The organism is Tropicibacter sp. S64 (assembly GCF_049803835.1).
GTDB lineage: Bacteria > Pseudomonadota > Alphaproteobacteria > Rhodobacterales > Rhodobacteraceae > Pacificoceanicola.
The window spans coordinates 126,116-146,452 of the sequence record NZ_JBNAGK010000007.1; the positions used below are offsets into that span (position 1 = coordinate 126,116).

A 20,337-nucleotide genomic window follows, 5' to 3' on the forward strand; every position below is an offset into this window, starting at 1 on the left:
AGGGAGAGGAACACGTCATGGAACTCAAGCCGCTGGGCAGCACGGGCCTTTACCTTGTCGATCCGGACAATCCGCAGGACGCGACCTTTGGTGTCATGCTGTACGGAAACGTGCCACAGTCCTCCATCGACCTGGCCAGCAGTTTCCTGATCGCCGACAGCTTCTATGTCTTTTTCCCGGCGCAGACCCGCAGCGACTGGGCCGGGTTCGCGAGCGCGATGAAGGACCAGTTCCGCGGCACCAACCGCCGGTTCGGCTTTTTCGGCTCGGACGGCAAGGCGCTGAATTTCCTGGAGGTGACGGGCACCGGCGGGCAGCAAACGCTCAACGGCGGCACCGACTTCGTGCTGCGCAACATCACCTTCCGGGTCATGCAGCCGTCGAGCCAGCGGGTGGCGGTGAGCTATGACAACGCGACATCCGAGTTCCGCATCGTCAATCTCAAGGTCGGGGGCGGGATCACCGTCACCTGGCGTCCGACGCCGCCGGGCGGGGCCGAAACGGTCATCTCGCCGGTCACGGATCTCTATATCCCGCTGACCGGGCAGGCCCCGGGCACGCTGCGCACCGGGCTGGAGCTGACCCTGTCCGAACAGGCGGCCTTCGAGACCGGCCCGATGTACTTCGGTCCGGCGACCGGCGGCGGCGATCTGACCGCGCTGCGCTACCCGATGCTGCTCTCCGGCGGAGCGGCGGGCGGGCGCGTCCGGCTGACCGCCTACGTCGACCCGGCGCTGCCGCTCGATCCGAAGCGCTGCTTCTTCGAGATGGCGGACACCACCCTCGCCAGCGCCTTCACCACCACGCTCGGCCGCCAGGTCAGCCTTGCGCCCACCAGTGGCCCGCAAGGCGTGACCACGCGCTTCGTGCTGGCCGACAGGCCGGTGACGGCGACGGGGCAGGGGCAGGCCTACTACCTCACGCCGATGGGGGCGATGTCCCTGTCGCAGAGCGGCGGGGCGACGACCGGGAACCTGATCTGCGGCTATTCCTCGACGGAGGTGTTCTCCTTCGCCAATGGCGACGTGCTGGATTTCGCGCCTTTGCAGAAGGCCTTCCTCGAAACCATCCCGGCAAAGCCCGCCACGCAGGACACCCCGGCGGTGCCCGCGCAGTACCTCTCGGACAAGGCGACCACCTCCTGGATCAGCGTGACCTCCGCCGGGGCGCAGCCGATCTATTTCAGCCAGCCGCAGGGCAGCCCGATCTTCGAGGATGACGGGCAGACCGGCGGCGCCTATGTTCCGCCAACCGGCTCCGGCTCCGGATCGGGCGCGGCAACCGCCGAAACCCCGCCGACCACCGCTTACAAGCTCAGGTTCATGCCGATCCCGGCCTGGCCCGCGCAGGGCAGCGAGATGGCCCTGACGCCAAGCCCGCTGGTGCCGATGGTGCCCTATGGCGGCCTCACGGGGCTGGACGACAAAACCGCCGCGCCCTTCCAGCAGGCGGAGAGCAAGAGCATCAATCCCGCCCGCCGGCAGGTGCTGAGCAATGCCAACCCGGCGCGCAGTTTCGCGCCGATGATCCGGTCCAAAACCGCGATTTCCGACATCCTGACCAACAACATGACCCCTCTCGGCCTCGTCGGCGGCTTCAGTCAGGACAACGTCTGGGAGCAGACGAATTTTGCCCTGAGCGGGGCCAGCAAGGACCAGGTCCTGCGGTTCGAGGACATGGGCGACGCGATCCGCGCCGCCTTCTACCAGAACCAGGTTTTCCTCGTGATCGACCGGGACACGGTGGACGGGGCGCCGCTGTTCACCTTCGGCAAGACCGACGCCACGGTGGAGCTGTCCGACTGGTTCTTTGACCTGCGCCTGCAAGGGGCATCGCAGGCGGAATCCCCCATCCTGATCGTCAAGTTCTTCCGCGACAAGTCGATCAAGGAGTTGGCGCAGGAGCAGGCGATCTGGGAGGACCCGCTGACCTTCTGTTCCGACCCGGATGGGCGGCAACAACAGATCCTCGACTTCATCGAGGCTGCCGAGACGAAGGTGAAGGACGAGGGTCAGACCTCGATCTACGCCAATTTCGTGAAGGTGGTGAACGATCCGAACTTCACCGGCATTCTCGCGCTGAACACCGCGCTCGACCTGCAGGATCTGCCCGCCGTCATCAAGGCGTTGATGGGCGGCATGGTGGATGCGGAAGGCAAGAGCAACATCGCCGCCTTCCGCGCCCACCACGTCGGCGTGTCGATTTCCGACACCGGAAACGGCGCGGAGGTTTCGCTCGATTCCAGCTCGATCTTCGGCCTTGTCGACTACGAGGACCCGGGCAGCGGCAGCAACACCTCGCTGCAAACCCGCTCGCAAGAGCATCTGGCGCTCGATCTCGACGTGCTGGACAGCATCTACCCCTGCGGCGCCAATGGCCTGACCTGCTATGGCTTCAAGGTCATCTACCTGCGTGCCCTGTTCGAAAACAACGCGCTCGCCAGCTTCGACGCGGAGGTGGACCTGACGGTCAACAACCTCTTTGCCGTCGGCGTGAACCTTGGCCAGATCGGCGGGGCTGAGGCCGACGAGGGCGACGACAACATCATCAAGATCAACGGCAGCTATTCCGAGCACGAGGGCGCGCAGACCTATTCCTTCGTGGCGAAGAAGACCTACGAATTCACCTTCGAGGACAACACCTACCTCAAGAAGATCACCTTCGACAAAGTCCAGTTCTCCGCCACCACCGAGGAGGAGGGCGGCTCGAACACCAGCCGCATTTCCTCGCGTTTCGGCATCTGGGGCAGCATGGAGTTCAACCAGCTCGACTTCCTCGACATGTTCAGCTTCGAAAAGCTGTCCTTCGCCGATCTGGGCATCGAGATGGGCTATGACCTGATCGTGCAACCCGCGCCGCAGCCCCCGGAAACGCAGAACCTCACGCTCAGCTTCGCCCCCGGCAACCTGCGCTTCGACTTCGGCGAGACGAAACAGCGCGACAATGACGACAGCCTGCTGGCGCTCTTGCCGTTCAAGCTCAAGAGTTTCCTCTACTCGGAGAAGGGCCAGAGCATCTCCTCGCTCGACTACTTCGGGATCAGCCTCGACGGTTTCGGCGACGTGGACACCAGCCCGGAGTTCAACTTCGCCCTGATCTTCGATCTGGATCTCGGCAGCCTCGGCGGTCTGGTCGGGGACCTTTCGGCGTTCAAGTTCTCCATCATCCTCGGCTGGCAGCCCGCGACGGGGAAAAACCCCAACGCGCTGGTCTTCGGTGTGCAGATGCCGGAGGCGGACGGCAAGCTGGAAATCACCATCGAGGGCGTGCTGAAGATCGCCATCGAGCTGTTCCAGCTGAAATACGTGGACAACGCCGCAGAGCCGGGCACCAAGCTGCTCGTTCTGGCGATGCACAAGTCCTACATGGAGATTCTCGGCACCCGCATTCCGCCGGGCAATGTCTTCTTCGACCTCGCGCTCTTTGCGCCGACCAAGGGCGAGGACAAGATCGGCTGGATCGCCGCCCTGAACGCGCAGGACCCGGAGAAGAAGGCCGAAGCGGTCTCCATGGACGGGCCGATGAAGGCGCTGGAAGATGCCTCGCGCAAGCAGGTCACGGAGGAGGTGCGCCGCTACGAGCTGGCAGAGGCACCCACGCAGTTCCTCGCCGATGACGACGAAGGCTCCAGCCTCATCAAGCTCGACTACTTCGGCGTCGGCCAACGCGTCGGCCCGGACAAGAAACTGAAAAACTTCGACGAATTCCTGACCTTCATGCGTACGGATTTCTGGGACGCGGTGAAGAAGGGCAACTATGCCGAGGTCTACAAGCCCGATGGCGGCTGGATCGTGGTGTCCAACGTGGTGCTGCTCGACGTGATCGGCCTCGGCTTCGTCTTCTACGACGACACGCCGTTCTACTCGCTGAAGATCTACATCACCAAGGGCAGCATCAAGGGGCTCTCGTTCGAGATCACCTATACCAAGATCAGCGACGACGTCGGCCTGTTCTTCATCAACTTCACCCTGCCGGACGTGCTGCGCACCTTCCAGGCGGGCGCGGCGAGCCTGACGCTCCCGGCGCTGAAACTCTCGATCTACACCAACAGCGATTTCAAGATCGACCTCGGTTTCCCGGCCAATGACGACTGGTCCGTCAGCTTCCGGGTGGAGGCCTTCGCCGGGCCGATCCCGGTCACCGGCTCGGGCGGTTTCTACATCGCCAAGCTCAGCTCCGCCACAGACGACACCTTCACCGCGAAGGATTACACCACCATCCTCGCCGCCGGCTTCGCGGCCCGGCTCGGCGTGGGCAAGAATTTCACCGCCGGTCCGCTCAAGGCCGGGGTCAGCCTGACCTTCTTCGGCATCATCGAGGGGGCGGTCGGCTATTACGCCCTCAAGGACAACGAGGACGTGGTGAAATGGCTCACCGATCCCAAGGCGCTGGCCCTGAAAGGCCAGTTCGGGGTGATCGGCGAGCTTTATGGCTCGCTCGACTTCGTCATCATCAAGGCCAGCGTGAACGTCCGGATTCAGGCCTCCGTCGGGATGCAACTGCTGCTTGAAGCCGGCCTCGGCGGCGATCTGCTGCTCTACGTGGAGGCCAGCGTCAGTGTCTCCGTCAGCGTCAAGATCAAGCTGTTCTTCTTCTCCATCTCGATCAGCTTCTCCTTCAAGGCCAGCTTCCGCTTCGAGTGGAAACTCATCTCCCAGAACAGCGCCGCCCATGTCGAGGCGCTGGCCGCCCGCAGCACTCTCATGGCGCTCGCCGCCGATCCGTGGAACCCGGATTTCCCGCTGCAGACCGGGCTGAACAAGGCGCTCGCCAGCTGGATGACCCCGGAATACACCACCGTCTGGACCGATCCCGCCGCCACCGGAACGCCGTGGTTCGCGGTCTCCCTGACGATGGAATACCTCGCCGAGCCGGCGCAAGCGACGCTGGAGACGTTGAAGCCCTTCGAGACCCTCGCGGCGCAGATGCTGGCCTGGTCCCTGAACGGCGCGCTGGGGCTCGCCAATTGGGACGCGGAGGTGACGCAGGATCAGGTCAACAGCCTGAACCAGAACCCCGATCTTCTGGTCGGCGGGCTGACCTATGACGGGCTGCTGACCGGCCTTAGCAAGATGTTCACCCTCGCCGTCACCACCCCGCCCCCGGCGGACAGCACCATGGCCGAGGCCGACAAGGAGGAGAAATACGCCACCATCTTCCCGATGCCGCCGTTCCTGACCCTGACCACCTCGGGGCGCGATACGGACCTCAGCTATCTGTTCTCGTCCAAGAGCAACGTCTCGCAGGACTGGATCGACACCACGCTGCAGGACTACTTCAACGAGCTCTACACCAACATCACACGCGACGCGGACACCGAGACACTGGCCGCGACTGCGGACAGCACCGTGCCGCTGATCCAGTCCATGTTCCTCGACTGGTTCCAGGCGGTGGTGCGCTCCACCTTGAATGGCGTGCTGACGCAGATGCAGAACGCCGATCTCGCCAGCGGCAAGCTCTCCGATCTCTACCTCGCCGCCGTCAAGGCGGGCGAGTTGCGCACCGTGGCGGGCCAGATGGCGCAGTTCTTCCGCTCCGGCCTGCGCCTGCCGCAGACCACCGGCATGGAGGTGCCGAACGGCGCACTTGAGCCGACCAACCCGCTTTACGCGCTGATCTGGCAGGAGTTCCCCGTCGGGGCGACCACGGACTACAGCGTCACGCTCGCGGCGGATGCGAACCAGCCCTGGCTGACCGTGGATGCGACATGGCAAGTGACCACAGCCGATGTCACGCCCTACGCCGTCTCTGGCAGCAGCCTGTCCGTTCCGGGCAACCTCAGCCTGATCCCCGTGCTGCAAACCGGCCCGCAGGCCTTTGCCCTCGCCAACCCGATCACCTGGACCCCGGCGGGCGGCACGGCGCAATCGCTGCGGCCCTTCTCCGCCTCCATGCTGACTGCGCTCAAGGCCTCCGCGCCACTGTCGGTCAGCCTGAACAGCCGCGAGACGGCCAAGGCCTACGATCAGACAACCGTGCCGTTCCCGACCGCCGACACCACCTTCGCGCTGCAGATCGAAATGACGATCCGCAAGGTTCCGGCGGGCGAGGGGCAGTTCCTCGGCACCACCTACGCCCTCGGCGCGGCGGACCTGACGCAGCAGACGGCGATGCGCGAGTTGCTCGCTGCGCTGACGGCGGGCACGGTTTCGACGCAAAACGTCAAACTGCTCTACCAGACGGCGCAGAATGAGGGCGGTCTCGTCTCCGACCCGGCGGCGAAGCAGCTCTTCGTGCTGCGCACCAACACCACCACGCAAAGCGTTCCGCCCGCGACGATCGAAGCCCTGGCCCTGACCGCCGAGCAGACCGTCGCCGTGGGGGCCAACGCCGATGATCCGACCGGCTTCCTGCAGATCCTCGAACAGGCCAGCGTCACCAACCAGACCGGCTATTTCCTCACCTTCGAGGACAGCACGGGCAAGGGCCTGCCCGATGCCCTCTTCGGCTCGCAGACCTTCGCGCCGGTCACCTTCCTGTTCGAGTTGAACCTGACGCCCAACGGCGCGGCCTACAGCCTCCCGGTCTACGCCAATGCGGCGGTGCTGCAGAACACCACCAACGACCGGCTCTACTACGCCGAAACCCTTGAGGCCGCGGACGAGACGCCTTACGTCTCCACCGCCGCCGGCACCCTCGGGTTCGAGCTGACCCGGACGGAGCCGACCGGCGAGACGGTCATGGACCAGCTTGCCAGCCTCTACAGCCTCATCGCCTATCAGGTTCCGGGCAGCACCGGCTTCCGTGCCTCCGGCCTGTCGGTCCCCTCCGGCCCGCAGAAACCGGACGAGGCCGACCCGACCCAGACATGGCGGCTCTTCGTGCCGCTCTACAAGCTGGCGACGGACAACCCGCAGGGCGCGGCCGAGGTCAACCGTTATGCCTCCATCGGTGAGACGGCGAGCGTCAACGCGATGATCGTCGACGCCTTCGGCAACAGCTTCGGCCCGGCCAAGCCGGTGGTCACCGATCAGGCGAACCTGATGTTCGACGACCTCGTGCCCTTGGGCAACTGGTCCGGCATCCGCTCGGTCTTCGACTTCAACGCCTGGTCCAGCCCGACGGACAACACCACCTGCGCGGCACTGGACGCGGGCGGACTGGCCGATAATGCCGTCGCCAAACCGGGTGTGCTCAGCGTCTACCTCTGTCCATCGAAGGAGGCGCTGCCTCAGCCCGGCTCGCAGAGCGCACTGGCCACGGCGGAGCTGTACCGCACCGTCTTCGACCAGCTGACGGCCAAGGGGCCGAACGGCGACGCGGCGGCGCAGATGTTCGTGCGCACCAACCTCGACAGCAGCGGCTCCGACATCGCACTGGACGGCCCGCAGACGCTCGCCGTGCTCTCGATGATCTCCGATGTGGAGACCTACCTGACCGGCGGAACGGTGGGTGACCTGCCCGGCGCGACGCTCAGCATCACCGTGCCGGGGGCCACGACGGACTTGCCGCTTGTCTTTGAAATCTCTGTCGATTTCGGCATCAAGCGCACGGATTATCTCGCCCCCGAAGTCACGGCGGCAAACTACCAGAACGCCATCCGCGTGCTCACCACCGTCCCGGCGCAGTCCGATCCGGAGGCGCTGCAACAACTCGCCGCCGACTTCTCCATCGCCTTCCCGGCCTTCACCCTCGCCACCGGCCCCGCCGATGCCTCGGGCGTGATCGTCCCGGCCCCGCAGGTGAAGGCAGAGGCGGAGCAGAGCAGCGCGGCCACGCCGAAAGGTCTCTGGGCGGTGTCCACCAATGTCACCACTCTCCAGATCAGCCAGACCCGCCGCGCCTACCTCGCGCCGAAACCGTTGAGCACGAAACTGCGCTCCGGCACGGTGCCGATGCCGAACACCCTGCCGGGTCTCGGCACGCTCCCGGCAACGCGGATCTTCTCCGATGTCGACCTCGACCAGATGGCACGCGGGGCCTTTGCCGCGATCGACACCATCCTCGGCGCGGAGAATGCCTCGAACAGCTTCGCGCAGGCCCCGACGGCCTACCGCCAGATCGCCGAGGCGCGGGAGGCGATTGCCGACCGCTATGCCGACAACGAGGTAAGCTGGCTGCTGGACGACGCCACCTATCAGGGGCAGGGCTCGGACCTGTGCCAGGGCCAGGACCTCATGGCCCAGCAGATGCGGGCCGCGCTGGGCAGTGCCTATGCGATCAACACCATCGTGCAGACCGATGTCAGCTTCCCCGGGGCCCTGCCCGAGACCATGAACAACCGCCTGCAACTCTTCGGCCAGATGCAGCGCCCCTCCGGACAGAGCAATCCCGAAGCGCAGGGCGGCGGCTTCGGCCTCGGCACGGCGCGGGTGGACATCCCGGCGGGCAGCGGCGGGCAGAAGGCGACCACCAGCTTCCTCTACGGTGTCACCGACCAGAAGATCGAGGAGGAAACCTACGCGCAATTCCCGCTCGAATGGGCGGTCACGCATCTGCAGGTCTTCCTTGAGGGCCGCACGCTGGACTACTGCACACACGATGAAAAGGCGCCGCCGTCGATCTGGCTGCAGTTCATCAACGCCTTCACCGTCGCGCCGTCGATGGGCGAGACCATCATCCCGCTGGCCTACCGCGAATACCCGACGCCGCCGACCATGATCGGCCAGCAGGCCGCCGGGGTGATCGTCAAGAAACCGACCTCGCTGGCGCAGCTGACCCAGTGGAAATACACCACCACCTACCAGGCGCGGCTGCTTAGCCGGGACGAGATCACGCTCAAGCTGATCTACAACACCAGCCTCTCCTCCGGGATCAAGACGCAGGCGGCGCTGGTAGAGGGGCCGGAGGTCTACACCCTCTTCGAGGCGCTGGCGCGGTTCACCGCGGGCTACGAGGTGTTGCAGGGCCAGCTGAACCCGGTGCCGGAAAGCGGCGCGGAGGATGCGCTGGGCAGTTTCGCCACGCTGGTCACGCAACTGGCCAACAACTCGGACTGGGTGCCGGCCCTGACCCTCAGCGATGCGACCGCCTCCGGGCCGGTCTACACGCTGGAAAGCGATGTGGTGACCGACATCGCGACGGGGCAGGGGGATCAGCGCAAGATCACGCTGGTGCCCGATCCGCTGGTCGCGCCGCCCAATCCATGGGTCGGGGAGAAGACCGTCACCGCGCTCAACCCCGAGACCATGGCGCCGTATGAGGGCGAGGTCTCGGGCGGCAGCGGGAGCGAGGTAACGACCACCTACACGCCGGTGCCGCCGATCAACGGCAATTTCGTCACGCATCAGGTGCAGGTGGACGGGCTGACCACGCTGGCCTTCGAGAACGCCAATTCCGGCATCGGCACCCGCCGCAATGCGCAGCTCTATCCCGGGGGGACGGTGCTCTCGAACCCCGACTTCATCTACCAGACGCCGGTGGTGCTGCTGACCAACCCGGTCACGCCCTTCGTCCAGAATGGCACGATCTACCAGATCTGGCCGAACGTGGTGCCGGACGCGGATCAGGACCTCGGCATCTACATCCAGCGGCTTCTGGAGGAGATGATGGGGCTGGAGGCGGTCAAGGCGGCCTTTGCCAGCGCCCGCGTGACAGACGCGCAAGCGGTGCCGGACAAGCGGCGGCTGAAGCTCGACGTGCGCTACGGCTTCCCGATCGGCGGGCCGTCCGGGACGTCGGAGCAGGCGGTGGACCTGGTGCCGCTGACGCCGGTGGTTCTGGTGCGGTCGTTCGATCTGCCGGTGGACGGGCTGAAGGAGGCCATCGACGGCTGGGTCGGCCTGTCGGACGGGGCGGCGGTGGACGGGGTGAAACCCTTCGCGGCGGTGATCGCCGACTGGTTCGCGGCGCAGGGCATCGCGCTGGGCCAGAGCACCGCGCCGAACGCGCCGCCGGAGGGGGCGTTCCTGTCCTTCGACATTACGCTCTTCTCTCAACTGGAGAGCGGCAAGACGCAGCTGCCGCTGCTGCGGCTCTCGGACCTGCGGCTGACGCTGACGGCGGTGAAGGCACCGGGGGCGTGATGGGGCGGGGCGGTTTCGGAATCGCCGCGATGTCTTGAAAGAAATCCGACCGGACTCTTTGCAGGAGTCCGGCGCCGGACCCCACCGTCCGGTGCCGCAGGGTCTTGTTAACCGCTCCGGGGGCAGGATCGCCCCCGGTACCGATGAAGACATACGGATCTCCCTGCGCGGCCCTTTGGCAAGGCCGGGGCAGGGCCAGCCCTTCGGGGCTGTTCGATCTAATCAGGCGAACAGGGCCGGGAGTGACACCCCGGCACAGGCTTTCCGTGACTGGCGGCCGCCGATCTTCGTGTTGAAGACAGCAGATGTGAGGGCAACGCCCCGTCCGGCAGATGGCCGCGGCGGGCGTTTGGCGTGTCTTTTTCGGTCCTTCTCCACCCCCCGGGGCTTCGCCCGTCCTTCGCTGAAAACCGTCCACCGGACGGTTTTCCGGGCACTCCGGACCCCCAACCCTCCCCAAAGGGGAGGGAGTCCCGGCGGTCAGACCTCCGTCCAGCTCTTGTCGTCGCCCTTGAGGCCGCCGACCAGCACCCGCGTCGGCAGGCCCATCGTGTCGAGCAGGGCAAAGAACGGCTCGGGGTCCAGTTCCTCCACGTTCTTCATCGTCTTCGCGTCCCACTCCCCCGAGGCCACCAGCAGCGCCGCCGCCACCGGGGGCACGCCCGCGGTGTAGGAAATCCCCTGGCTGCCGACCTCCTCGAACGCCTCCTTGTGGTCCGCGACGTTGTAGACGAAATACTCCACCGGCGCCCCGTCCTTCACCCCTTTCACCAGATCGCCGATGCAGGTCTTGCCGGTGTAATCGGGCGCGAGCGAGGCCGGATCGGGCAGGCAGGCCTTGACCACCTTCAGCGGCACCACCTCCAGCCCCTCCGCCGTGGTCACCGGTTGCTCCGACAGCAGGCCGATGTTCTTCAGAACGGTGAAGACGTTGATGTAATGGTCGCCAAATCCCATCCAGAACCGCACATCCGCCTGCGGGTAGTTGGTCGCCAGCGAATGCACCTCGTCATGGCCGGACTGATAGGCCTTCGACGGGCCGACCACAGGCAGGTCCCACTCGTGCCCGGAGGCGAACATGGACGTCTCTTTCCACTGCTGGTCCTCCCAGTAGTAGACCACCCCGGTGAATTCGCGGAAGTTGATCTCCGGATCGAAGTTCGTGGCGAAATACTTGCCATGTGATCCTGCGTTGATGTCGACGATGTCGATGCTCCGGACCTCGTCCATCTGGTCGATCGCAAACCGCGCATAAGCGTTCACCACCCCGGGATCGAAGCCCGCGCCAAGGATCGCGGTCACGCCCTTTTCCGCGCAGAGATCACGCTTCGTCCATTCGTAGTTGGCATACCAGGGCGGCGTCTCGCAGATGCGGTCCGGCTCCTCGTGAATGGCCGTATCGATATAGGCCGCGCCGGTGTCGATGCATCCCTGCAGAACGTGCATGTTCACGAAAGCCGTGCCGACGTTTATGACGATCTGGCAGCCGGTCTCCCGGATCAGCGCCGCCACCGCCGCGCTGTCCGTCGCATCCACCGCGTGCGAGGCGAGCACGCCCTCCGTCTTCATCGCGCCCTTCTCATGCACCGAAGCAATGATGTCGTCACATTTCGACGGCGTGCGCGAGGCGATATGGATCTCTCCCAGCACGTCATTGTTCTGCGCGCATTTATGCGCCACGACCTGTGCGACGCCGCCAGCGCCGATGATGAGCACGTTCTTCTTCAACGTATCGAGCCTCCGTTCGTTCCGGGTAGTCCTTGCGCCTCTAAGGCGACAGTTTCACGACAGCGCCGCCGCGAAATCCTCATAGGTGAAGTCGCGCACCAGGCGCTCCGTCCCGTCCAGCTCGCGAATGGCGATGGCGGGCATCTTCACCCCGTTGAACCAGTTCTTCTTGACCATGGTATAGCCCGCGGCATCCTGAATGGACAGCCGATCCCCCGGTTTCAACGGGTTTTCAAAGCGGAACTCGCCGAAGATGTCCCCCGCAAGGCAGGATTTGCCGCAGACCATCCATTCGTGGTCGCCGCGCTCGTCCATCTTTGCGCTCTCGCGGTAGATCAGCAGATCGAGCATGTGGGCTTCGATGCTGCTGTCCACGATCGCAAGGTTCTTGCCGTTGTAGAGCGTGTCCAGCACGGTCACCTCCAGCGTCGTCGACTTGGTGATCGCCGCCTCGCCCGGCTCCAGGTAAACCTGCACCTCGTTCTGCCCCGCGAAGCGTTTGAGCCGTTCGGCCAGCCGGTCCAGCGGATAGCCCTCGCCGGTGAAATGGATGCCGCCGCCGAGGCTGATCCACTCCATCTTGCGGATCAGATGGCCGAAGCGCTGTTCGATCATGCCGAGCATCGCATCGAACCGCTCGAAATCGGCGTTCTCGCAGTTGTTGTGGAACATGAAGCCGCTGATCAGCTCCGCCACCGGCTCGATCACCTCCGGGGAATGCTCGCCAAGGCGCGAGAACGGCCGGGCCGGGTCCGCCAGATCGAAACTCGACGTGGAGACGCCGGGGTTGACCCGGAGGCCGCGTGTATGGCCCCGGCTGACGTCCTCGAACCGGGCAAGCTGCTGCGCGGTGTTGAAGATGATCTTGTCCGACGAGGCCAGCACCTCCTCGATCTCGTCGGGCGCCCAGGCGACGGAATAGGCATGGGTCTCGCCGGGGAATTTTTCACGCCCGAGCTTGACCTCGAAGAGCGAGGAGGAGGTGGTGCCGTCCATGTACTCCGACATGAAATCGAACACCCCCCAGGTCGCGAAACACTTGAGCGCCAGCAGCGCCTTCGCACCGGACTGCTCGCGCAGTCTGGCGATCTTTTCCATGTTCGGCAGCAGCCGGGACTTGTCGATCAGATAATAGGGCGTGTGCATGGCGGGGCCTCAGGGCGGACGGAACCGGGACAGGCCCTGCACCTAGTGCCCATGACGCGTCAGGGCAATGTTTTCTTGGCTTTGGTGAGGCAAAAAGAGGAGGTTGGCTGTGCTCGGTGGATGGTGCGCCTGTGAGACCGGAGCGGGTTCAGGGCGCAATGGCGGCTTGGAGCCCAGAGTGACGGGTGCTGGGCTTCGAACGAAAGGCAGCTATTAGGTTCGGAGCGAAAGGAAATTCTCGTAGTCTTCAATCCAACGCCGCTCACACCAAGCGTTCTCTCCAAATTTCTTGATCTGCGAAAGCTCACCTTCTTCCGACAGTGTCTTTGTCCACGGCAGGACGCGTTCGCTGACAATTGTGCGAAGCTTCTTGAGGCGCCTGCTGAGTTGTCTTGGACCTAAGTCAGCATAATTGATTTCGTGAATTCGCCACCGCCCAGAATTTTCGGGCTGGTAGTTTGGAGAACGGCGGGACCATCCATCAAAATCGTCAAACGTGAATTTCCGAGGACAATCTTCGACATATTCTACCTGCTGTGCGGGGTCATCACTTTTGACGGGCCGCAAGAATGTGTGACGGAAGCAGATCACTGACCGAGCCATTCCTTGTCGCGCCAATCGTCCGCCTTGCCTTAAGATGAGGAGTTCGCGGGTATCATCGATGTGGTGCATCGAGCTACCACGCCCAATCATTTGAAAGCCGTGCTCTATTAGAGGTTCGGCAAACTCGGAAGTGAAAAGACTATTGAATTCGTTGCTTTGCATGTCGCTACACTATGAAGCTTGAGAGCGTCTTGCCAACTTTAAGTCTCCCAGCGTTCGCAAGAAAGCAGCCGTTTGAGCATTCGCAGCGAATTCACCCTATGTCCCGCATGGCAGGCGTCCATTAAAGCCGGCTCCCGGTCGTCTCTTCGGAACCGCCTTGTTTGCCGACCGGCCGCCCTGCACGGCCCCTCCCACCGCACCGCACAACCCGACGAAAAAGGGCGGCCCCGTGAGGCCGCCCCTTCCATCGTTGTCCGTTCCAATCAGAACTCGAACGTAAACCCGGCAAAGACCGCGTGGTCGCTCCCCGATTTCGAGAAGCTGCCGCGGTAGGTCAGGTCGGCGCTCATGCCCCGGCCCAGGTCGGCGTCCAGCCCGAAGCCGACCAGCAGGCGGTCGCGTCCGAGGCCCGCACCGGCGGTCTGGAACGGTGCGCCGCCGACCGTGGCCAGAACGGAGGTCGTCGTGGTGCTCAGATCGCCCAGCACATGCTCGTAGCCGAGCGAGGCGAAGGTCCGGAGCGAGCCGCCGCCCTGCATCCGCCGCGTCGCGCCGATGTCGAAGCCGACGCCCACGGTGGTCTGCTCGTAAGTGTCATCCTGAACGGCAAGGTTGAGCACCCCGGCGCCGCTTTCGGTGAAGCCGTCGATGTCGGCCTTCACATGCTTCAACTCGACATAGGGCGCGAGGTAGAAGGTCGGGTTTTCCGACATCTTGTAGCGCTCGGCGAGGTTGTAGGACGCCCGGATCGCGGCGGCGAAACCGCGCCCGTCGGTCTTGCCCTTCGCCTTGGCGCTGGGGCTGCCGGCGATGGGGATGACCCGCTCGAACTCATAGTCGAACTTGCCGAAGCTGAGCGCCCCGGAGAGCGTCAGCGGCCCGGTCTTGTGGCTGGCGTAGAAGCCGATCTGCACCGCGTCGATGGAGGCGGAGGAGAGGCCGGAGGTCACGTCGGTCTGAGACATGCCCACGCCGAAGCCGAGCGTCACCGGCCCGCCATCGGTGTCAAGCCGCGCCTCGTAGCCCGCCGCGATACCCCAGGTGTTGGCCTCGTAGCTGCTCGCGCCGTTGGAAGCGTCGACGTTGTGCCGCGCACCGAGGCCGCTGACCCAGCCGAAATACGGCTTCGTCGCGCCCTTGGTCGACATCACCGCATCGTCCGGGAAGCCGAACCCGGCGCTCAGGCTGCCCCGGGCGAGCAGGGCGCTGTTGAACGCGCCCATCTGCTGGCTTGCGGCCTGCAGGGTGTTCGGATGGATCGACTTGTCCGAGAAGCCGCCACCGGGGGTTGTGGGCGGCGTTGTGGGTGGCGTCGTCGGCGGCGTTGTGGGTGGCGTCGTCGGCGGCGTGGTGGGTGGTGTCGTCGGCGGTGTCGTCGGCGGCGTCGTAGGAGGCGTCGTCGGCGGCGTGGTGGGAGGCGTGGTGGGCGGTGTCGTCGGCGGCGTGGTGGGTGGCGTCGTCGCCCGCGTATAGGAAATCGCCACGTCGTTCGGGTTCACCGCAACCACGATGTTCACGTCCGGCAGGGTGTCCGTGACCTGCGCAAACGTGCCGCTCACGCCGCCTGCCGCGTCGATGATCGTGTAGCTCTGGCTGGTCGGGTAGCCGGTCGGATAGTTCAGCGCCGTCACCGCCAGCGTCCCGCCGAGCGTCGCCGAGCCGGAGACCAGCAGCAGGTCGGACGCGCCGTTCGCGTCGATCTCGACATCGAGCAGGCCGCCCGCGCCAAGCACCAGATCGCCGTTGACGGTCAGCGTGCCGATGGAGTTGCCCGGTGCCAGCGTGCCGCCGTTGACGGTGGTGCTGCCGACATTGCCCATGCCCGACAGCGTGCCGTCGTTGACGATCACCGCCGTCCCGATGGAGCCGTTCATGATCAGGTTGCCACCGTTCAGGGTGGTGAAGCCGGTCATGGCGTCGGCGTTGCCGGTGTATTCGGTGGTGCCCGCCAGCAGGTTGATCGTGCCCCGCCCGGTCATGTTGGTGTCGAAGACGTAGTTGGTGCCGGTGTGGTTGAAGTTCAGCACGCTGGTGCCGTTGCCGAAATGCAGGTTGGAGACGTCGAGGTTGCCCGCGCCCACCGCCGCATCCCCCGCCGCCGCGCCGATGTTCAGCGTGCCGGAGGCGGTGCCCACCTGGCCCAGCGTCATGCCGCCGGTGCCGGTGTGGCGGAAGGTGGCGCCGTATTGCAGGGTCAGCACGCCGGTGCCGTTCTCGCCGATCTGCACGCCGTCGGTGCCGTTGTTGAAGACGTTGCCGGTGTCGGTCCAGAGCGTGCCCTGGCCAATCAGCGTCAGGCTGCCGCTGGAGCCGACACCGCGCCCGATCCGGGTGCGGTTGGTGTTGACCTGCGCCTGCCCGCGCACCGTCATCATGCCGGTGCCATCGGCCCCGACCGAGATCCCGCCGCCCGCGCTGTTGACCGAGGTGCCGACGCCGGAAATCTCCGCTTCGCCCTCGGACCCGGCGAAGGTGCCAAGGGTCAGCCCGTCCACGGTCAGGGTGCCGCCGTCGCTTACCTGCAACGCGCCTTTCCCACCGTCGCTGAAGCCGATGTAGAGGTTGTCAACCACGGTGGCGAGGCTGCCGGCGCCGTCGATGATCAGTGTCTGGTCCGATCCGGCCTCGTCCCCGACAATGCCGAAATCACCGACCCGAAGCTCGCCGCCGTTCAGGATGCGCACGGTGCCGGTGCCGTGTTGCTGGTTGTAGATGTTCACAGTCGACAACCCGCTGCCCGTGCCGGTCACCGTCACGTCCACCATCGCGCCCGGATCGTCGCCGAAGTAGAGCGAGCCGCCGAAGGCTGCGAGGCCGCCGTCCGCGACCATCACCGTCGCCGATCCCGCGCCGCCGATGTTGTTGATGTTGCTGCCGGTCGAGCCGAACTGCGCTCCCGCGCCGGAGACGGTCAGCATGGATTGCGAGCCCGCCTGCGTGCCCATCTCCAGATTTTCGACAAGGACCTGACCGCCATCCAGCACGTTCAGCGTGCCGTTGCCGCCAAAGCCCAGCCGCAGGATGTCGCGAACCTCCCAAAGGCTGCCCGCATCGCGCACGGTGACCACGCCGGTGGAGGTGGCGCTGGAGCCGATTCCGATGGACTCGGCAAACCCTGCCGTCCCGGTGATGGCCAGACCGCCGTTGGAGACGGTCATGGCGCCGTCGCCTTCGATGCCGACGCGGAAATCCGTCGTGCTGCCGAAGAAGCTGCCGGTGCCATCGACGATCAGCGTTCCGTCGGAGCCAACCGTGTTGCCGATGAGGACCTGTCCGAAGTTGCGCACGTCGCCGCCGTTCAGGATTTCCAGAACCCCCGTGCCTTCCGGACCGATCGCCAGCCCGGTGTTTCCGTTGGTCATGCTGTTGACCCATGTGGTTCCCGGCCCGGTGACGGTTACACGGCCGTTCGCCCCGGCATAGGACCCGATGAAGGCTTGTCCGGTTTGCAGCGCCGCGCCGTTCCGCACGGTCACCGTGCCGACGCCGGTATTGCCCGCCGCGAGGTTCTGGGTCCGCAGCAGCGAGCCATCGCCATCGAGGATCACGGTCCCGGTGCTGCCCGGGTTCTGCGCCACGCCGAGCGGCACGTCGGAGATATACATGCCGCCATTGCTGACTGTCAGCTCGCCATGGCCGATGAGTCCGATGTATGAGGCGCTGTTGCCGGTATTTGTCACGTTGACCTGCGAGCCCGGTCCGGACACGACGAGGAAGCCTCTGCCCGAGGGATCGCCGCCCAGGGCGACTTGCCCTGTGTTCACGGTCGCGCCGTTCAGCACGTCCATGGTCCCGGTCCCGCCCTGTCCGACGTTGATGAACTGGGCGGCGGTAATGTCGCTGCCGGGGCCGGTGACGATCAGCTGCCCGGTGCCCGTGTCGGAGGCCACCGTCACGCCGTTCACGGTGAGCGTGGCGCCGCCACTGACGGTCAGGTCGCCATCGACGTCATCCCCGACGAAGACGTCGAAGCCGACCGCCGGTGCGCCGGTGATCGTGGTCGGATTGGGCGTCACCGTGTCGATGATCGCCTGATCGTCGACGATGGTGTCGACGGGCACGCCGTTGGTCCAGTTGCCCGGATCGAACCAGTCGGTGCTGACCGCGCCGGTCCATCTGGTGTCGGCCCCGGCCATGGAGGCCAGCAGGCACAGGGTCAGCGTGGATGTCGAAGCGAGGAGGTTGCGTGTGTCGAAGGAAGGTTTTGCCATGACAATGTCGGTCCCGATAATCTGTCCAGACACGCCGGAGCGGCGCATCAAATCCTTGAGCCGCCGGGTCGCGTCGTCGGGCGCCCGGACAGGCGATGCGGCACGAGGGTATGGTGTTGACCGGAGTGTCCCGTGACAGGCCGGAGCGGGCCCAATTCCCCGCAACCGTCGTCGATCCACACGCCCCACACGTGTCGTGACGCTACGACGCTCTTCTGTCGTTTGTCAAAGACAACCCTTTGGACTCCCGCATTTTCCCGTGGACGTGGCTGTCCTGGAGCCTAAATCTGCGGATACGGGCGACGTGGCGCCTCGGGACGCGGCGCGGCAGATCGGTCTGCCTGTCATATGGGCGTTACCCACAGGGGCTAACGCTTGGTGCGGCCACTTCATCTTGCGGGGGTTGTGCGACTCGAAACGCGAGATATAGTGGTGCTCACTGGGGCGGGCTGTCCCGCTCTTGTGCTTGGACGAGAGGCAGACAGGGCGGAGGACGAGTCCCCCAATGGACGGCGAATTCAGAACCAGCTTCGTGCGCGAACCCGGCGCGCTCAAGCAGCACCCTGCGCTGGTGCTGAACGCGGATTACAGGCCCTTGTCCTATTATCCGCTGAGCCTCTGGCCGTGGCAGGAGGCGATCAAGGCGGCCTATCTCGACAGGGTGGACATCGTCGCCGAGTATGACGAGGTCGTGCATTCTCAGAGCATGACCCTGCGAATACCCAGCGTCGTTGTCCTGAAAGACTACGTAAAACCGAGAAAGCGCGTGGCCTTCACGCGCTTTAATCTTTTTCTGAGGGACGAATTCCGCTGCCAGTACTGCGGCAGCAAGTCCGAGCTGACCTTCGATCACGTGGTGCCGCGGGCTGCCGGGGGGATCACCTCCTGGGAGAACGTCGTCGCCGCCTGTGCGCCCTGCAATCTGCGCAAGGGGTCGCGGAGCGTGCGGCAGGTGGGGTTCTCCCTGCGCAAGCCGCCGCGCCAGCCGGGGGCGCAGGAGCTGCTCAACCTCGGGCGGAAGTTCCCGCCCAATCACCTGCACGAAAGCTGGATGGACTTCCTCTACTGGGACGCCGAACTGGAAGCCTGAGCCGGCCCCGGCTCAGGACGGCGGCGGCGCCAGGGCGTCGCGATAGGGCACCGGCTGGCCAAGCCGGTATCCCTGACCCTTGTCTATCCCCAGCCGCTTGATCTCGGCCAGTTCGCCATCGGTCTCGATCCCTTCGGCAATGACCTTCGCGCGCTGCAGCCGGGCAAAGGCCCGCAGGGCGGACACCAGCGTGCTGCGTTCGCTGTCCTTGTCGATGCCGCGCACCAGCGACCGGTCGAGCTTGATGTAATCGGGATGCAGGACAAGCACGTGCCGCAGGCTGGAATACCCCGCGCCGACATCGTCGATGGCGATGCGGAACCCGAGCGCCCGCAGGGCGTCGACGGACGCTCCGAAGCTCTCGTAATTCGGGACCTTCTCGTGTTCGGTGATCTCGATCACCACGCGATTGCGGTATTGCGGCCGAAAGATCGACGCGAAATCGAGGTCTTCGATGGAGGACACCGAGAAGTTGATCGACAGGAACACGCCGTCCGGCAGGCATTCGAGCACCTCGTTGGCTCCGCGCGCGATGACCTCTTCGACGGAGGACATCATGTCGAGATACTTCGCCCGGCGGAAGATGTCCTCCGTCAGGCCCAGCCGTTCCGGGAAGCGCGTCAGCAGCTCGTAGCCCAGCGCCCGGTTCTCCGACATCGACACGATGGGCTGCACGAAGAACCGGAAGTCCTTCTTCTCCAGCGCCCGCTGCAACTGGTTGGCATCTTCCGGGTTCAGCACCTGCTCCACCGCCATGGCCTCGATGTCCCGGGCGAGGAGTTCCGCGCAGAGCGTGAAGACCGCGAGGTCGCGCTCGGTGAGATCGGGTTTGGGTTGGCGGCTGAATGCGCAAAGCATTCCGTAGATCGCCCCGGTCGACAGCCGGATCGGCACGCTGATATGGCCGCCGACGGGCAGGGCGAAGGTCTCGGCAATGTCGGCGACGGTCGGTTCGATCCCGGCCTCCGCGATGAGTTCGGGCGTGATACCGAGCGCGATGCGGTAGCAATAACTTGTTGTGAGATCGGAGCCGGTGCCGGGTTGCAGCCGGAAGGGCAGGTCGCCGGGCGCCATGTCGACCTCCTCGAACACCCGGTCTGTATCGATGAACCGCGAGATGAACGCCGCGTCCATGTCGAACATTTCGCGCAGCGCCTTCAGGATGCGACGTTTCTTCCAGCGCAGGTTCTCGGGCTTGTTCCCGACATCAGTGGACAGGGCTTCTCGGAAGTCGTGGGAGATCAAGGTCTGAGGCTCCGGGTCGTCTGGTTTCGTTGGCATCGGAACCAAAGCTGCGGCGGGCCAGTCCGGGCAGGAAAGGCACTTTCACGCAGGAAACCATATAACTGCGACTCATTCAAGCGCAGGTTGCGGGAAATTGTCAAGCAATCCCGGTGCGTTAACCAATTGCCTGACGCTGAGACGCTTCATC

At 65.0% G+C, this 20,337-nt stretch carries 7 protein-coding genes; 2 read left to right on the plus strand and 5 right to left on the minus strand.

What is annotated here, in order from left to right:
- Positions 1–17: 17 nt before the first annotated feature.
- Positions 18–9,965, plus strand: a complete 9,948-nt coding sequence (locus ACP159_RS12910; RefSeq protein WP_425100135.1) for a hypothetical protein — start codon at positions 18–20, stop codon at positions 9,963–9,965.
- Positions 9,966–10,445: 480 nt separating this feature from the next.
- On the opposite strand, the gene ACP159_RS12915 is transcribed toward ACP159_RS12910, so the two are convergent.
- The 4 genes from ACP159_RS12915 to ACP159_RS12930 form a co-directional block, all read right to left on the minus strand.
- Positions 10,446–11,693, minus strand: a complete 1,248-nt coding sequence (locus ACP159_RS12915) for a saccharopine dehydrogenase family protein (RefSeq protein WP_425100136.1) — start codon at positions 11,691–11,693, stop codon at positions 10,446–10,448.
- 54 nt (positions 11,694–11,747) lie between these two features.
- On the minus strand, positions 11,748–12,839 hold the full coding sequence (locus ACP159_RS12920; protein WP_425100137.1) for a carboxynorspermidine decarboxylase: 1,092 nt from the start codon (positions 12,837–12,839) through the stop codon (positions 11,748–11,750).
- A gap of 213 nt (positions 12,840–13,052) precedes the next feature.
- The gene (locus tag ACP159_RS12925; RefSeq protein ID WP_425100138.1) at positions 13,053–13,604 is read right to left on the minus strand and encodes a hypothetical protein; all 552 of its coding nucleotides are present in this window, start codon (positions 13,602–13,604) and stop codon (positions 13,053–13,055) included.
- A 263-nt stretch (positions 13,605–13,867) separates the two neighbouring features.
- The gene (locus tag ACP159_RS12930) at positions 13,868–17,815 is read right to left on the minus strand and encodes an autotransporter domain-containing protein (RefSeq protein WP_425100139.1); all 3,948 of its coding nucleotides are present in this window, start codon (positions 17,813–17,815) and stop codon (positions 13,868–13,870) included.
- Positions 17,816–18,320: 505 nt separating this feature from the next.
- On the opposite strand from ACP159_RS12930, the gene ACP159_RS12935 reads away from it, so the two are divergent.
- The gene (locus ACP159_RS12935) at positions 18,321–18,905 is read left to right on the plus strand and encodes an HNH endonuclease (RefSeq protein ID WP_425100140.1); all 585 of its coding nucleotides are present in this window, start codon (positions 18,321–18,323) and stop codon (positions 18,903–18,905) included.
- 12 nt (positions 18,906–18,917) lie between these two features.
- Here the strand turns inward: ACP159_RS12935 and ACP159_RS12940 are convergent, their stop codons facing one another.
- Positions 18,918–20,186 (minus strand): sensor domain-containing phosphodiesterase, encoded by a 1,269-nt coding sequence (locus tag ACP159_RS12940; protein ID WP_425100141.1) that lies wholly within the window; start codon positions 20,184–20,186, stop codon positions 18,918–18,920.
- Positions 20,187–20,337: the final 151 nt, after the last annotated feature.

What these genes read in the sequence shown, in the direction of transcription:
- ACP159_RS12910 (WP_425100135.1), top strand. Translation starts at nt 18, where the DNA reads ATGGAACTCAAGCCGCTGGGCAGCACGGGCCTTTACCTTGTCGATCCG.
- ACP159_RS12920 (WP_425100137.1), bottom strand. Translation starts at nt 12,839, where the DNA reads ATGCACACGCCCTATTATCTGATCGACAAGTCCCGGCTGCTGCCGAAC.
- ACP159_RS12925 (WP_425100138.1), bottom strand. Translation starts at nt 13,604, where the DNA reads ATGCAAAGCAACGAATTCAATAGTCTTTTCACTTCCGAGTTTGCCGAA.
- ACP159_RS12930 (WP_425100139.1), bottom strand. Translation starts at nt 17,815, where the DNA reads ATGGCAAAACCTTCCTTCGACACACGCAACCTCCTCGCTTCGACATCC.
- ACP159_RS12935 (WP_425100140.1), top strand. Translation starts at nt 18,321, where the DNA reads ATGGACGGCGAATTCAGAACCAGCTTCGTGCGCGAACCCGGCGCGCTC.
- ACP159_RS12940 (WP_425100141.1), bottom strand. Translation starts at nt 20,186, where the DNA reads ATGCCAACGAAACCAGACGACCCGGAGCCTCAGACCTTGATCTCCCAC.